Raw genomic sequence first — 13,877 nt, forward strand, 5'->3', positions numbered from 1 at the left:
ATGAGCGAGTTCGCACGACGGATCGACGGCACGACGATCGAGCAGTTGCGCTCGACGGGGGCCACCAAGTGGTCGGCGGATGACGGGACGCTCGGCGCGTTCGTCGCCGAGATGGACTTCGGGATCGACCCGACGATCACGGCCGCCCTGCACCGCGCGGTGGATGCCGGGTCGTTCGGCTACATGCCGCGGGGGATCTCGGCGGATCTCTCGGCGGCGACCGCCGAGTTCGTCGCGCGTCGGTACGGGTGGCAGGTGGCGGCATCCGACGTGCAGCCGATCCCCGACGTCATCATGGGTCTCGAGCTCGCGATGGAGCACTGCTCCGCCGCCGGGTCGAAGATCATCGTGCCGACGCCGTCGTACATGCCGTTCCTCTTCGTGCCGCCGATGCGCGGGCGGGAGGTCATCGAGGTGCCGCTCGCCGTCCGCGACGGTCGGTACGAGTTCGACCTCGACGCGCTGCAGCGCGCCTTCGACGACGGCGGCGGCCTCCTTCTGCTCTGCAACCCCTACAACCCGGTGGGGCGCGTGTTCTCGCGGGACGAGCTCGTCGCGATCTCAGAGGTCGTCGAGCGCAACGGCGGCCGCGTGTTCTCGGACGAGATCTGGGCGCCCCTCGTCTACGGCGGCGCCACCCACACCCCCTATGCGACCGTCTCCCCCGCCGCGGCGCAGCACACGATCACGGCGATGAGTGCGTCGAAGGCGTGGAACCTGCCGGGGCTCAAGTGCGCGCAGCTCGTGCTCACGAGCGACGCCGACCGCGAGACATGGGAGAAGCTCGGCCCCTTCGCCGGTCACGGCACCAGCAACCTCGGCGCCATCGCGAACGCGACGGCCTACCGCGAGGGCGACCGGTGGCTCGCCGACCTCGTGCCCTACCTCGAACAGAACCGCGACACCCTCCTCGACCTGCTCGCCGAGGAGATCCCCGGCGCCTGGATGCCGGAGCCCGAGGGGACGTATGTCGGCTGGATCGATTTCCGCGCCGTCGGGCTCGGCGACCGCCCCGCGGACTTCTTCACCCGCGAGGCCGGCGTCACCCTCACCGAGGGGTCGATCTGCGGCGTGGCCGGGACGGGCTTCACCCGCCTGATCTTCGCGACGCCGAGGCCGATCCTCGAGCAGATCGTCCGCCGCCTCGGGCAGGCGGTCCGCTCCGTCTGATTCCGGCCGCACGGCGCTCTTGACACTCCTCGGGTTCAATGGTTACCTACTCATGTAACTAACCAACGAACAACGCGGAGTCGGAATGGTCGATGAGGGACGCCCGCTCTTCCTGCAGATCGCGGAGAGCATCGAGGACTCGATCATCGACGGCAGCCTGTCCGAACAGGACCAGGCCCCGTCGACGAACGAGCTCGCCGCCTTCCATCGCATCAACCCGGCCACCGCGGCGAAGGGGATCACGATGCTCACGGACAAGGGTGTGCTGGTCAAGCGACGCGGCATCGGCATGTTCGTCGCCGACGGTGCGCGCGAGCTCCTGCTCACCGAGCGGCGCTCGGCCTTCGCCGACCGCTACCTCGACCCGCTGATCGCCGAAGCCCGCAAGCTCGGCCTCGGCCCCGACGACCTCGCGCGCCTGCTGGCGGAGCGCGCCACCGCATCCGGAACGAAAGGAACCGCACGATGACCGCCGTCATCGAGGTGAAGAACCTCACCAAGCGCTACCGCGACACCACCGCCGTGGACGACATCTCGTTCACCATCGAGCGCGACTCGATCTACGGGCTGCTCGGCCGCAACGGCGCCGGCAAGACCACCGTCATGTCGATCCTCACGACGCAGAACTTCCCGACCGCGGGCGAGGTCCGCGTGTTCGGCGAGTCGCCGTACGAGAACGCCGCCGTGCTCAGCCGCATGTGCTTCGTGCGGGAGAGCCAGAAGTACCCCGACGACGCGACGCCGCTGCACGCGTTCCGCATCGCGCGGCTGTTCTACCCGCACTGGGACCAGGCGCTCGCGAACAAGCTCATCCGCGAGTTCCGGCTGCCCGTGAAGACGCGCATCAAGAAGCTGTCCCGCGGTCAGCTCTCGGCCGTCGGCGTCATCATCGGCATCGCGGCCCGCGCCGAGGTCACCTTCTTCGACGAGCCGTACCTGGGGTTGGATGCCGTCGCCCGCCAGATCTTCTATGACCGGCTGCTCGAGGACTACGCGGAGCACCCGCGCACCATCATCCTGTCGAGCCACCTGATCGACGAGGTCTCGAACCTGCTCGAGAAGGTCATCGTGATCGACGGCGGGCGGATCGTGATGGACGAGGACACCGAGTCCGTGCGCGGCCGGGCCGCCACGGTCGTCGGCGATTCGGCGGCCGTCGAGGCGTTCGTCGCCGGCCGCGAGGTGATCCACCGCGAGACCCTCGGCCGCGTCACGAGCGCCACGGTGATCGGCGAGCTGACCGCTGCGGACCGCGCCGAACTGGCGGCATCCGGCCTCGACGTCACCCCCGTCTCGCTGCAGCAGCTCATCGTGCGGCAGACCCAGAACGCCGCCACCACCGACGAAGGAGCACTCCGATGAACCGCACCCTCAAGGTCGTGCGCATGCAGCTGGTCAACCGCGCCACCTACATCTGGGTGCCGTTGATCATCCTCGGCGGCACGCTCCTCATCAGTCTCGCGATCTTCGGGCTCATCTCGAGCAGCGGGGCCGACGCGCAGATGTTCGGCGGCGGCGCGCAGGCACCGCTGTGGTACTTCGGCGTCGTCGGCGTGCAGGCCCTCACCCTGACGTTCCCGTTCTCGCAGGCCATGAGCGTCACCCGGCGCGAGTTCTACCTCGGCACCCTGCTGACCGCCGCCCTGACGTCGTTCGTCCTCGCCGCCCTCTTCATCGTGGGCGGGCTCATCGAGCAGGCGACCGGTGGCTGGGGCATCGGCGGCTACATGTTCTACCTGCCGTGGGTCTGGTCGCAGGGCCCCGTCGTCGCGGGACTGTTCTTCTTCGGGCTCGCGATGCTGTTCTTCGTCGTCGGGTTCTGCGCGGCGACCGTCTACAAGCGGTGGGGCAACCTCGTCCTCACGGTCGTGCTCGTCTCGCTGGGCTTCGTGCTCATCGCCGCGATGTGGCTCGTGGGGCAGCTTCGGGCGTGGGGCGATCTGTTCGCCTTCTTCGGCTCGCTGACACCCATCGCGGTGACCGGTGGGATGGTGCTGGTCGGCGCCCTGCTGGCCGCCCTCTCGTACGGGATGCTGCGACGCGCCATCGCGTGATGGAGCCCTCGTGACTGGCGCGGCCGGGGATCGCACTCGCGGTCCCCGGCCGCGCTACGATGCGGAACACCGACCCGACGCTGGGAGCACCATGGCACGTTTGAGCCCCGATCCGACGACCGACTTCGAGGCCGCAAGGGCTGCGGTCAGGTCCGAACTCGGCGGACCGGATGCGTCGTTCGACGCCCGCCTGCAGGAGTCCCTGCCCGTGCTGCACGACCTGTTCCGGCAGCTCTACGGCGAGCGCGAGGACGGCCGCGAGGCGCTGGCCGCCGTCGTCGCATCGGCCGCCGCGAGCTGGCGCGACCGGCCCGACGACCTGAAGGCGCTCGACCGTCGGCGCACGGCCGACCCGGAGTGGTACTTGTCGGAGCGGATGCTGGGCGGTGTCTGCTACGTCGACCGGTACGCGGGGTCGCTCCGCGGCATCCGGGATCGCATCCCCTACTTCCGCGAACTCGGGCTCACCTATCTGCACCTCATGCCGCTGTTCGCCTCGCCCGAAGGCAACAACGACGGCGGGTACGCGGTGTCGAGCTACCGCGCCGTCGACGAGAAGCTCGGCACGATGGACGACCTCGCCGAGCTCGCCGCCGACCTGCGCGAGGCGGGGATCTCGCTCGTCGTGGACTTCATCTTCAACCACACGAGCAACGAGCACGAGTGGGCGCAGAAGGCGGTCGCGGGTGAGCCGGGGTACGAGGACTTCTACCTGATCTTCCCCGACCGGACGATGCCCGACCGGTACGAGGAGACCGTCCGCGAGATCTTCCCCGACGACCACCCGGGCGCGTTCGTGCAGCTCGATGACGGCCGCTGGATCTGGGCGACGTTCTACCACTTCCAGTGGGACCTCAACTATGCGAACCCAGCGGTGTTCCGCGCGATGGCGGGCGAGATGCTGTTCCTCGCGAACCAGGGTGTCGAGGTGCTGCGGATGGACGCCGTCGCCTTCATCTGGAAGCGGCTCGGCACGGCGTGCGAGTCGCTGCCCGAGGCGCACCTGCTGCTGCGCGCCTTCAATCAGGTGCTGTCGCTCGGTGCGCCGTCGGTGCTCTTCAAGTCCGAGGCGATCGTGCACCCCGACGAGGTCATCACCTACATCTCGACCGACGAGTGCCAGCTCTCGTACAACCCGCTGCAGATGGCGCTCGGGTGGGAGGCGCTCGCGACCCGCGACGGCCGCCTCCTGCAGAAGGCGCTCGACGAGCGTCACGCCCTGCCCGCCGGCACCGCGTGGGTGAACTACGTCCGCAGTCACGACGACATCGGCTGGACCTTCGCCGACGAGGATGCCGCGGCCCTCGGCATCGACGGCTACTCCCACCGCCGGTTCCTCAACGACTTCTACGTGGGCCGCTTCCCCGGCACGTTCTCGCGCGGGGTGCCCTTCCAGGAGAACCCGAAGACCGGCGACGCCCGCGTGACGGGAACGACGGCGTCGCTCGCCGGCGTCGAGGCGGGCGACCCCGGCGGCGAGGACCGCGTCATCCTCGCGCATGCGCTGGCGCTGTCGACCGGCGGCGTCCCGCTGCTCTACCTCGGTGACGAGCTGGGGCAGCTGAACGACTACAGCTACCGCGACGACCCCGCCCACGCGGGCGACAGCCGGTGGGTGCACCGACCGGCCGCCGACCCGGTCGCGTTCGCGGCGCGACACGACCCGACGACGGTGGCGGGTCGCATCCACGCCCGGCTGACGGCGCTGATTCAGGCGCGGCGGCGGACGCCGGAGTTCGCGGACATCCCGCTGACGCCGTTCCACACCCCGCATCCGTCGGTCGTCGGCTTCCAGCGCATCGGCGAGGGCGTCGTGCTCGTGCTCGCGAACGTCGGCGACGATGCGGTCGTCGTCGACGCCGAGACGCTCTCGGGGTTCCGGGCCGACGCCACCGACGTCGTCGCCGGGGCTGCGGTCGACCTGTCGGGCGGGCTCGAGCTGCCGGCGCACGGGTTCCGCTGGCTGCGGGTGCGGCCGGTCTGACGCCTGCTGTCACGGGATGCCACGGATGCCGCGCGGCGCGCCGCGGCATCCATTCATCCACCGGCGTGTCGCCTCGGACCCATTGCATCCGTGAACGCCGGCGGCGCAGCCGCGGGTTCAGCTATCGGGCGTCCGGGAAGTCGCGATAGTTGCTCCTTGCGAATGATGGCCTCCGTGGCGTTCAATCGCACGCCCTGCGCCACGAAAGCCCTCGATCCACTCGAACATCGCCGACGCGAGCTGGGTCTTGGAGTCCCAGGTCGTGCGGTCCAGAAGCTCGCGCTGCATTGTGGACCAAAAGCTCTCGATGAGCGCGTTGTCCACGGACGACGCGACTCTGCCCATCGATCCGAGCAGCCGGCTTGCCGGAGCCGGTGGCCGAACAGCCAGCTGGTGTATTGGGCTCCGCGGTCCGCATGAACAACGGTTCCGGGCTCGGGACGGCGCCGCCACCGGGCCATCTCAAGCGCGCCGACGACGATCTCTGCGGTGATCCGGTCGCTCGGGAGCCACGACCGTCTCGAAGTCCTCGGCGGTGGTGATGCGCGGACCGCAGGGCGCGACGCGCTGTCGGCGCTCCCCCTCGGACTCGCCCTCGGCAGCCGGGATCTGGGTCAGCAGTCCGTCGGGGCCCTCCTCGAGGGTGACGCCGATCGGGCCCCAGCTCGTCTCGGCGAACATCACCGGGTCGAAGACCCGGTGAGCCCAGCGCATGGTCGCCGCCGGGTACTCATTCGCGCGGGTGATCGCCATCGCCCCGCGGCTGATCTCATGGTTGTTGGCGACACTGGTCAGTCGCTGTCCGTCGACGCCCTCGAGCACACCGAGCAGCGCGTAGTCGTCGATGCGATCGGCGCCGGCCATCTCCTTGAGCTCCCACCGGAAGAATGAGCCGAGCACCGGCACGTCCGTCTTGCCCTTAGAGAGGTAGGCGACGTCGTCCCGAGCGAAGGCCTCGGGATCGATCAGGCCGCCGGCGTGCCACTCGCCGGGGGCTTCGACGCCGGCGCGGTGGCCGTCGGTGTTGGCCGTGAACTCCACCTTCCCGTCCCGGACGATGCGGTGGTCGTTGTTCTCGGGCTGACCGCCGAGCGCCGCGATCAGATCGTGCGGGTTCGCGCAGAAGGAGTCGGTGCGGAACGACAGCGGGATCTCGTCCGCCTTGCCGTTGCCGTTCGGGTCCTCCGTCGCGAACGCCTCGAGCGCATCGCGGTACTCGTCGATGGTCGTGGGCATCGGGATGCCGAGCTCGTCCACCCAGGCCTTGTTGACGAACAGGAAGTTCGGGTATTCCAGGAGTGGATCGAAGAGATGACTGCACCCTGGACGGCGCGGGTGGAGGCCGCGTTGCGCGGGAGACCTGAGGTGGAAGGAAACAGGATCTTCGTCCGGTGGCCGGTCACGGACGATTCGGAAACCATCCTCGCTACGGGAGGCATCTTCGTGATGCTGTCGGGGTCCCGCGCTGAGTAGATCTACGCCGCCTGACAATACTGCGGCGAGAACGCGGCGATGCGACTTCCGCGCGAGCTCGCCTCATCCGTTCGGTTTAGAGCTTCCCGCACGTCCGCTTGTTGTACGGTCGCTCGAGCTGCGACACACTGATGGCATGGGCGCGATCGAGAACTCAAAGGTCACCATCGTCGGCGCAGGCAGTGTCGGGTCCAGCGCGGCCTACGCCTGCTTGATTCGCGGATCCGCCCGCCACATAGCCCTCTATGACATCGCTGCAGAACGTGTAGACGCAGAAGTGCTGGACCTGGCGCACGGATCCCAGTTCACGGGCGCCAGTGACATCTCAGGCGGAAGTGACCTGTCGGTGGTGGCCGGTTCCCATATTGTAGTCATCACCGCCGGCGCGAAGCAGAAGCCCGGGCAGACGCGAATCGAGCTCGCTGCGGTCAACGCCCGCATCGTCGCTGACCTAATGCCTCAGCTCCTGAGCGTGGCTCCGGATGCCATCTACGTCATCGTTTCGAACCCGTGTGACGTCCTCACTGTTCTGGCTCAGGAGCAATCCGGGCTGCCCGCGGAGCGGATTTTCGCATCGGGCACAGTGTTGGACACGTCCCGCTTGCGGTGGAAGCTGGCGCGACGGGCAGGCGTGTCCACCTCAAGCGTGCACGCGTACATCGTCGGCGAGCACGGCGACACCGAGTTCCCTCTCTGGTCCACCGCCACTATCGGTACTGTTCCGATCCTGAATTGGGTCGGCCCGGACGGGCATCGGTTCACGCCGGACGCGCTGGATGCGGTCGCCGTCGATGTGCGCGACGCGGCGTACACCGTCATTAAAGGCAAAGGGGCTACCAACTACGCGATCGGCCTTTCGGTCGCGCGCATCGTCGAGGCGATCCTTCAAGATGAACACGCCGTCATGCCGGTCAGCACCGTCCTCCCGGGCTTGCACGGAGTGGGCGGTGTTGCTTTGTCTGTCCCATCCATCGTGAGCGTCAAAGGTGCTCGTCCCGTCGATCAGACGGTCTTCTCTCCGAGCGAGCTGGCACTGTTCCGCCGTTCAGCGGACGCGCTGCGCGCGGTGACGGACTCCCTCCGCTGAGGGGGAGGGTGCTCTCAACCGCGCGATCACGCCTCAAAGGGTGTGGCTGAGAAGGGTTATCCGCACCTTGGCCTGACTTCCCGCGGTCGATGCGACATGCTTGCAACGCCTCGCCCCACCGCCGCTTGGTTGCGCTGCTTCTACCGCGGGCCGCCGCCGTAGGCCAGCGTGACTGTCCATCTGTCTCGCGACAGGTCGACGAGTCGGTAGTGGACCCTGCGGTCGGGAGCCCAGCCCGTACTGCTGACAGGGTCGAGGATCACGTGCTCGAGCTGTACTCGAAGTCCGCGGCCGTCAGCTTCTCTTACGGCTAAAGCTCTTGTCCAGTGCTCTCTCATTGCGCGTTCGCTGGTGTCGGGCAGCAAGTGCGAGTGTCGTCGGATCTCAGCGATGTCCGCGTCATCCAGTTGGTTGGGACGAACGTCGAGGCCTATCGGGACGGCGAGGTCCGCGAGCGCCACCACGGTGACGTCTCCCCGGCTGGCCGCCTTGATGGAGACAGGGATCTCGTCCCCGCCGACCGCCGCATACAGGTGTGACCGGTAGCCGAAGGGTCCCGGCGGTTGGCGTCGCAGTTTGATGTCACGGTGCGTGACCCCGAAACGCCGGGCGATCAGCTCACGGGTCAAGAAGTGGCGGCGCTCGTGCTCGGTGCGCTTCTCATCGTGTCCGAGAATCACGTCGATACCGTCGGGGCCGGCGAGAGGTGTCGAGTTCATGGTCCTCCAGTCCGCCGCTTACCGGCGGATGTTCGGTCTATTGGAGTTGCGTTGCGGTGTTGTGTTCCCCGAGGTGGGTGATCGACGGTCACCGCATGAGTGAGAGCAAGAACACCCAGACACACACCCATGCCAGCATGCCGAGGCTGTACTTGATAGAGGCGCGGAGGATCTCGCCCTCACGTCCACTCAGACCCACCGCACCTGCGGCGATAGCGATGGACTGGGGAGACACCACCTTCGCGACGGTGCCGCCGGCGGTGTTGGCTGCGACGAGGAGAGTCGGATCGACCCCGATTCGCTGCGCGGTGACAGTCTGGAGGTGAGCGAAGAGGGTGTTGTTGTTGACGACGGAACCGGTCACGAAAACACCGAACCACCCGATGATGGGGGCCAACAGCGGGAACAGCAGTCCCACCGCGGCCAGGGCGTTCCCGATCGTGGCCGACCCGCCGGAGAAGTTGGCGATGTTCGCGATGACGAGGATGAGCGCGATCAACACGATCGGCTTCCCGAGGTCACGCACGGTCCCCGCCAGTTGACGGCCCAAGTCGCGCGTGCTCACCCGCGGCATTGTCAGGAAGGACACGATCACGGCGATGAGGATCGCTGTGCCGGTGGCGTTGACGGGTGTGAAAGCCCAGGTCGCCGCAACGGGGGCATCGGCCCCAGATGGGACCACCACACCGGTGATCCCCGGGATCGGGACCGCGAAGGTGAGCCTGGCGAGCGGTCCATCAGCAGCGAACAGCGCCTTGAACCAGGGAATGCTCCACACGAAGATGAGACCGGTGAGGATGTAGAACGGGCTCCAAGCGACGACGACGTCACCGAAGTCCTGCCGCACCCGCTCGGGGATCTCGCTTCCGCCTTCGCGGTACACCCGGCGAGGCTGCCAGACGCGCGAGACCCCGAAAACGACCACCATTCCGATCAGCCCAGGGACGATGTCAGCAAGCTCCGGACCGAGGAAAAGCAGGATGACTGCCTGAGAGGCGGCGTAGGCAACAGCCACCGAAAGAGTAATGGGGAGTGTCTCTCTCACTCCGCGCAGGCCGTCGAGGATCATGACGAGGATGAACGGCACACTGAACGTCAGCAGTTGCAGAACCAGCACCATGTCCACGGACAGGTCACCGAGGGGAACCTCACCGATCTGCGCTCCGACGATGACCGGGATACCAATGGCCCCGTATGCGCCAGCAGCAACGTTGGCCACGAGCGACAGCATGGCCGCCTTGACGGGACCGAATCCGAGCTGCACGAGGAGTGCCGCACAGATCGCGATGGGCACACCGAATCCCGCCGCACCCTCGAGGAACGCTCCAAAGCAGAAGGTGATGAGCAGGACCTGGATCCGCTGGTCAGGGGAGATTCCGGAGATGCTCGCGCGAATGACATCGAACCGACCGCTGGCCACGGTGATTCGGTATAGCCACACCGCCATCAAGATGATGTAGGCAATCGGCCAGATCGCGGTGAGGATGCCGAGTAGCCCTGCGCCGGCAATCGATCCGAGCGGCATCCCGAACGGCCATAGGGCCACCACTATTTCGAGGATGACGGCGATCGTCGCAGCGAGCAGGCCGCTGAGCTTGAAGACGAGCAGCCCGATCAGGAAGACGACGATGGGGAGAACTGCGATGAGGGCGGACAGCCAGAGCTGTCCGGTCGGGTCAAGGGTCTGAGTCCACATCAGTGGCTCCTCTGCGTTTGAGGTCCGGGCCATGCTATCGACGCTCAAGCGCCTGGGGCGAGCCCAGAATGCCGCTGCGGACAGTTCTCCTGCACGGAGGCGGGAAGAGTCAGGACGTTCGCGCTCGCCCAGTACTTCGACCCGCCCATCCGAGTCTCGCTATCGACTGGTGATGTGTGGGGCCGGGCGACGAAGGATCCCCGCGGAAGTCTCGGTGGACAGCAGTTGGTGCAGACACGCTAGGGTCCTGGACACCGCGCAGTTGCCGGGGGGTACTTGCGAGAGAGGGCACGTGCTGATGCTCGACGAGCCGGTCAACGGCCTGGATCCTGAAGGCGTGCAATGGGTGCGCCAGCTCGTCCGATCGCTAGCCGACGGCGGCATGACCGTTCTGATCTCGAGCCACCTCATGGCTGAGATGGCCCTCTCAGCCGATCACCTCATCATCATGGGACGTGACCGGTATCCTCGACTCGTCGCATCCCGACGGCAACCAGGGGCGCCGACCAGGACATCGGACAGCCGCGACACGGAGGACGACAAGGTCTCACGCGGGCACTCGTAGCCGCCGACCACATCACTCATCTGCGACGAAGTGGATGTCCCCGGCCGCATCATCAACTCTCGATACCACGGGTCGAGAGCGCGTCCATCTGACCCGTCAGTCTGCGGGGCTGTCGTAAAGCGGCCTCTCGAGCGCCGCTTCGATCAGCGCGATCGAGTAAATGTCAGTCCAGCTCGAACCGGCGAGCAGCTTGCGGATCGTCGCCTCGTCTACACCCGACTTGCGTTCCAGCGCTCGCACGCTCAGCTCCAGAGCGTTCAGAGACGCTCTCAAGTTGACTGCAAGCTTCCTGGCCGCTTCGGCGGCGATGTGTGGACTCTGCTTGTCTGGCCACCCCGGCGCTAGCTCGTTCGGGCGGTCCCTCGACGTACGGGTCATGCAGCCCTCGCTGGAGAACGAAGTCCGGACGATCGGCGCGATCTCCTGGCGCAACTCGGTCGACCTGACGCAGATAGAGCGACCCGGAGCATGTTTGAGTGTTCAAAAGCGCACGATGTTGGACGTCTTACATCAGCGCTCCTCGGCGGCCTCGGTGTGGTGGCGGATCACCTCGGCGACGACGAAGTTGAACCACTTCTCGGCGAACTCGGGGTCGAGGTCGGCCTCGAGGGCGAGACGGCGCAGACGCGCGGTCTGCTGCTCCTCGCGGGAGGGGTCGGATGCCGGCATCCCGTGCTCGGCCTTGAGGACGCCGACCTGCTTCGTGCAGCGGAATCGCTCGGCGAGCATGAAGACGAGGGCGGCGTCGATGTTGTCGATGCTGGATCGCAGGGTCCGCAGCTGGGCGTTCGGGTCGGTCATCATTCCTCCGGCGTCGAGCGTATCGCGGGCGGCGCAGCGGCTCAGCCGTGCAGGAAGTCCTTGCGCGCCGGGACGTGCTCGGGCTCGAGCCACACCTTCACGACCGCACCGACCTCGGACGTCGGCGTCTCCGGCGATCAGAGGTCTACGCGTCGACCGAAGCGACGCTCTCCCCGCGGCCTCGGCGAGCACGTCGCCGCCGCTCGCAAGCGGACGATCTCGTGCGGCTGCAGCCCCGCCGTCTCGCCGAACTGCTCGAGCGATACGAACCCGTTCTCCTTCGTCCGCGCCCGCACGGCCCGTCGCGCCTTGCTCCGGTTCATCCCGGGCAGCTCGGCGAGCTCGTCCGCGGACGCGGTCTGCACATCCACCGGCTCGACCGCCTCCCGCGGCTGCAGCAGATCCGCCGACGTCGCCCCGACGGACTCCGCCGCACGGGTCGTCTCGCGCTCGGGCGCGGGCTTCGACGCCCGCTTCGAGCCCCGGCGACTTCTCCGCGACGGACGAGCGGATGCCGCCGCGGCAGGCTCCGCCGCGCGCCGCCACACGGCGGGTCGGTTCTTGTCTTCCCCGGCGACGCGACGCTCCCACAGAGTCCGCAGCCACGCCGGGTTGAGCGCGAGTGCGACCACGATGCCGGCGAGGTGCACGATCGCGGCGACGATGTCGGTGAACCCGCCCCAGACCTCGACGCCGATCGTGAACCCCAGGACGCCGCTCGCGAGGGCCGCGACGTACGCGGCGCCGCGCTGCGAGACGGCACCGACGATGAGGAAGCCGATCCACGCGAACCCCGGCCCGAAGAACACCGGCACGAGCCAGGTGCTGACCCCCAGCATCCAGCCCCACCCGGGCACCGCCTCGCGGGTCGGACTGCTCACGCGTTCTCCCGCACGTTCAGCACCATCGTGACGGTGTCGTCCTCGTCGCGGGTTTCGGAGACGAGCTCGAACCCGGCCTGATCGGCGCGGGCGCGGATGCGCTCGGCGACCGCCTGCTGCACGTGCCGCGCGTAGGCGGCATCCAGTCGCGTCATGAGCTCGGCCGCGTCCGCCTCGGTCACCTCGTGCCCGTCGAGGCGCGACAGGTGCGCGCCCCAGACGTCGTCCTCGGTGCGGGACATGACGAGCTCGAGCCCGTCGATCGTGGCGGTCAGCTCGCCGTCGACCAGCGACGTGTCATCGGCGCCGAGGTCGGCGAGGGCCGCCGCGAGCAGGTTCGCATCCTTCATCCGCGTCTGCACGGCGATCGGCACGGCCGCGGGCGGCGCCCCCGGCTCGGTCGTCGCGTCCCGGTTCTGCGCGACCGCCCCGAGCACACCGGTGCCGCCGAGGGCGGCCGCGGCGGCGAGGGCGGCGGGGACGAGGATCAACGAGATGCTCATCGGGAGGGTTCCTTCCTGAGGGATGCCGCGCGGTCGCCGCGCACACCCAGATCGTCCAGCAGGGCGGCGAGCGCCGCATCCGTCGCCCACCCGTTCACGGCGACGGTGCCGTCGGCGGCGATGCGCACTTCGAGGGCGTCGCCGCCGCCGTCGCGCGCGATCCGCTCGACCTCGGCCGCGTACCGCGGGGTGAGCGCGCGGATCGCCTGGTTGCGCGATCCGATCCACGGCCGCCGCGTATCGGGGAGGTCGGCGAGGTAGGGCCCGTCGCACAGCAGGTCGGTCGCCGCGAGCAGTCGCGCGATGTCCGGGCGGTCCCGGCTCCACTCCTGCAGCCGGTCGAACGTGTACCCCGAGAACGCCATGACGCCGAGGCCGGCGCCGCGGAACGCCTCGGCGACGATGGCGAGCGCGTCGGCCTGGTCGAAGGGCTCGCCGCCGAGGAGCGTGATCCCCTCCGCGCCGGCCGCGACGGCGGCATCCACCCACTCCGCGGCCCGTTCGGCCGGCTCGTCCAGGCGGGCGCCGCGTGTCGCCCAGAGGTGCGGGTTGAAGCAGCCGGGGCACCGCACGGCGCAGCCCTGCACCCAGACCGCCGCCCGCACACCCGGACCCTCCGCCGCCGTCGCGGGCACGAACCGCGACCAGCGCAGCTCCGGCTGCCCGGGCGGGGGCGGCGTCGTGCCGAGCAGGCTCGCCCGCCCGCCGACGCCGCGCGATTCGACGAGGGTCATCGGCCCCGGTCCTCCTGCCGCAGCTCGTCCTCGGCCGTGGCGGCGACCCGCGTGTAGTCCTCGGTGAACTGCGACGAGGCCGTCTCGGCGTCGAGCAGCGCCTCGAGCTGCTCGATGTAGTCGAGGCACTCGGGCCCCGTCATACCGAACGTCTCGGCCGCGACCGATCCGTCGGCCCGCAGCTGCACGACGAGCTTCTTCATCCCGGTC

15 protein-coding genes and 1 pseudogene are annotated in these 13,877 nt (G+C 68.4%); 7 read left to right on the top strand and 9 right to left on the bottom strand.

Annotation, left to right across the window (positions count from 1 at the left end):
- From ACPEH2_RS07180 to ACPEH2_RS07200, 5 genes are all read left to right on the top strand, one after another.
- Complete coding sequence (locus tag ACPEH2_RS07180; protein WP_359919081.1) at positions 1 to 1,170, top strand: MalY/PatB family protein; 1,170 nt, start codon at positions 1 to 3, stop codon at positions 1,168 to 1,170.
- An 85-nt stretch (positions 1,171 to 1,255) separates the two neighbouring features.
- Positions 1,256 to 1,639, top strand: coding sequence for a GntR family transcriptional regulator (locus ACPEH2_RS07185; protein WP_064002872.1), 384 nt, complete (start codon positions 1,256 to 1,258; stop codon positions 1,637 to 1,639).
- Entirely contained in the window at positions 1,636 to 2,532 is an 897-nt protein-coding gene (locus ACPEH2_RS07190) for an ABC transporter ATP-binding protein (protein ID WP_359919083.1), read from the top strand. The genes ACPEH2_RS07185 and ACPEH2_RS07190 overlap by 4 nt, the downstream gene beginning before the upstream one ends.
- Entirely contained in the window at positions 2,529 to 3,224 is a 696-nt protein-coding gene (locus tag ACPEH2_RS07195) for a hypothetical protein (RefSeq protein WP_359919084.1), read from the top strand. The genes ACPEH2_RS07190 and ACPEH2_RS07195 overlap by 4 nt, the downstream gene beginning before the upstream one ends.
- A gap of 91 nt (positions 3,225 to 3,315) precedes the next feature.
- Entirely contained in the window at positions 3,316 to 5,208 is a 1,893-nt protein-coding gene (locus ACPEH2_RS07200) for an amylosucrase (protein WP_359919086.1), read from the top strand.
- Positions 5,209 to 5,670: 462 nt separating this feature from the next.
- On the opposite strand, the gene ACPEH2_RS07205 is transcribed toward ACPEH2_RS07200, so the two are convergent.
- Positions 5,671 to 6,465 carry a hypothetical protein gene (locus tag ACPEH2_RS07205; RefSeq protein WP_359919088.1) on the bottom strand — a complete coding sequence of 265 codons (795 nt, stop codon included), beginning with the start codon at positions 6,463 to 6,465 and terminating at the stop codon, positions 5,671 to 5,673.
- A 352-nt stretch (positions 6,466 to 6,817) separates the two neighbouring features.
- On the opposite strand from ACPEH2_RS07205, the gene ACPEH2_RS07210 reads away from it, so the two are divergent.
- The gene (locus ACPEH2_RS07210) at positions 6,818 to 7,768 is read left to right on the top strand and encodes an L-lactate dehydrogenase (RefSeq protein WP_359919089.1); all 951 of its coding nucleotides are present in this window, start codon (positions 6,818 to 6,820) and stop codon (positions 7,766 to 7,768) included.
- Between the two features lie 140 nt (positions 7,769 to 7,908).
- On the opposite strand, the gene ACPEH2_RS07215 is transcribed toward ACPEH2_RS07210, so the two are convergent.
- Positions 7,909 to 8,487: a hypothetical protein gene (locus tag ACPEH2_RS07215; RefSeq protein WP_311286598.1), complete on the bottom strand. Its 579-nt coding sequence runs from the start codon at positions 8,485 to 8,487 to the stop codon at positions 7,909 to 7,911.
- Positions 8,488 to 8,575: 88 nt separating this feature from the next.
- Positions 8,576 to 10,183: an L-lactate permease gene (locus ACPEH2_RS07220; protein ID WP_311286599.1), complete on the bottom strand. Its 1,608-nt coding sequence runs from the start codon at positions 10,181 to 10,183 to the stop codon at positions 8,576 to 8,578.
- A gap of 295 nt (positions 10,184 to 10,478) precedes the next feature.
- Between ACPEH2_RS07220 and ACPEH2_RS07225 the strand changes: the two are divergent.
- A pseudogene (locus ACPEH2_RS07225) lies at positions 10,479 to 10,646 on the top strand (ABC transporter ATP-binding protein); the annotation flags it as partial.
- A gap of 198 nt (positions 10,647 to 10,844) precedes the next feature.
- Here ACPEH2_RS07225 and ACPEH2_RS07230 read toward each other — a convergent pair.
- The 6 genes from ACPEH2_RS07230 to ACPEH2_RS07255 form a co-directional block, all read right to left on the bottom strand.
- The gene (locus ACPEH2_RS07230; RefSeq protein WP_311286600.1) at positions 10,845 to 11,126 is read right to left on the bottom strand and encodes a hypothetical protein; all 282 of its coding nucleotides are present in this window, start codon (positions 11,124 to 11,126) and stop codon (positions 10,845 to 10,847) included.
- Between the two features lie 132 nt (positions 11,127 to 11,258).
- Positions 11,259 to 11,549 (bottom strand): chorismate mutase, encoded by a 291-nt coding sequence (locus tag ACPEH2_RS07235; protein WP_311286601.1) that lies wholly within the window; start codon positions 11,547 to 11,549, stop codon positions 11,259 to 11,261.
- A gap of 137 nt (positions 11,550 to 11,686) precedes the next feature.
- The gene (locus tag ACPEH2_RS07240) at positions 11,687 to 12,430 is read right to left on the bottom strand and encodes a ComEA family DNA-binding protein (RefSeq protein WP_359919092.1); all 744 of its coding nucleotides are present in this window, start codon (positions 12,428 to 12,430) and stop codon (positions 11,687 to 11,689) included.
- Positions 12,427 to 12,933, bottom strand: a complete 507-nt coding sequence (locus ACPEH2_RS07245) for a hypothetical protein (RefSeq protein WP_311286603.1) — start codon at positions 12,931 to 12,933, stop codon at positions 12,427 to 12,429. Before ACPEH2_RS07245 ends, ACPEH2_RS07240 begins: the two co-directional genes overlap by 4 nt.
- Positions 12,930 to 13,667 carry a 4Fe-4S single cluster domain-containing protein gene (locus ACPEH2_RS07250; RefSeq protein WP_359919093.1) on the bottom strand — a complete coding sequence of 246 codons (738 nt, stop codon included), beginning with the start codon at positions 13,665 to 13,667 and terminating at the stop codon, positions 12,930 to 12,932. Before ACPEH2_RS07250 ends, ACPEH2_RS07245 begins: the two co-directional genes overlap by 4 nt.
- Entirely contained in the window at positions 13,664 to 13,870 is a 207-nt protein-coding gene (locus ACPEH2_RS07255) for a DUF2997 domain-containing protein (protein ID WP_064002863.1), read from the bottom strand. The genes ACPEH2_RS07250 and ACPEH2_RS07255 overlap by 4 nt, the downstream gene beginning before the upstream one ends.
- Positions 13,871 to 13,877 lie beyond the last annotated feature (7 nt).

It is taken from the genome of Microbacterium sp. NPDC064942 (assembly GCF_049545525.1).
GTDB classification, from domain to species: domain Bacteria; phylum Actinomycetota; class Actinomycetes; order Actinomycetales; family Microbacteriaceae; genus Microbacterium; species Microbacterium gawkjiense.

Bases quoted from the DNA above. Each gene is read 5' to 3' on its own strand.
- ACPEH2_RS07180 (WP_359919081.1), top strand. From the start codon at position 1: ATGAGCGAGTTCGCACGACGGATCGACGGCACGACGATCGAGCAGTTG.
- ACPEH2_RS07185 (WP_064002872.1), top strand. From the start codon at position 1,256: ATGGTCGATGAGGGACGCCCGCTCTTCCTGCAGATCGCGGAGAGCATC.
- ACPEH2_RS07190 (WP_359919083.1), top strand. From the start codon at position 1,636: ATGACCGCCGTCATCGAGGTGAAGAACCTCACCAAGCGCTACCGCGAC.
- ACPEH2_RS07195 (WP_359919084.1), top strand. From the start codon at position 2,529: ATGAACCGCACCCTCAAGGTCGTGCGCATGCAGCTGGTCAACCGCGCC.
- ACPEH2_RS07200 (WP_359919086.1), top strand. From the start codon at position 3,316: ATGGCACGTTTGAGCCCCGATCCGACGACCGACTTCGAGGCCGCAAGG.
- ACPEH2_RS07210 (WP_359919089.1), top strand. From the start codon at position 6,818: ATGGGCGCGATCGAGAACTCAAAGGTCACCATCGTCGGCGCAGGCAGT.
- ACPEH2_RS07215 (WP_311286598.1), bottom strand. From the start codon at position 8,487: ATGAACTCGACACCTCTCGCCGGCCCCGACGGTATCGACGTGATTCTC.
- ACPEH2_RS07220 (WP_311286599.1), bottom strand. From the start codon at position 10,183: ATGTGGACTCAGACCCTTGACCCGACCGGACAGCTCTGGCTGTCCGCC.
- ACPEH2_RS07230 (WP_311286600.1), bottom strand. From the start codon at position 11,126: ATGACCCGTACGTCGAGGGACCGCCCGAACGAGCTAGCGCCGGGGTGG.
- ACPEH2_RS07235 (WP_311286601.1), bottom strand. From the start codon at position 11,549: ATGACCGACCCGAACGCCCAGCTGCGGACCCTGCGATCCAGCATCGAC.
- ACPEH2_RS07245 (WP_311286603.1), bottom strand. From the start codon at position 12,933: ATGAGCATCTCGTTGATCCTCGTCCCCGCCGCCCTCGCCGCCGCGGCC.
- ACPEH2_RS07250 (WP_359919093.1), bottom strand. From the start codon at position 13,667: ATGACCCTCGTCGAATCGCGCGGCGTCGGCGGGCGGGCGAGCCTGCTC.
- ACPEH2_RS07255 (WP_064002863.1), bottom strand. From the start codon at position 13,870: ATGAAGAAGCTCGTCGTGCAGCTGCGGGCCGACGGATCGGTCGCGGCC.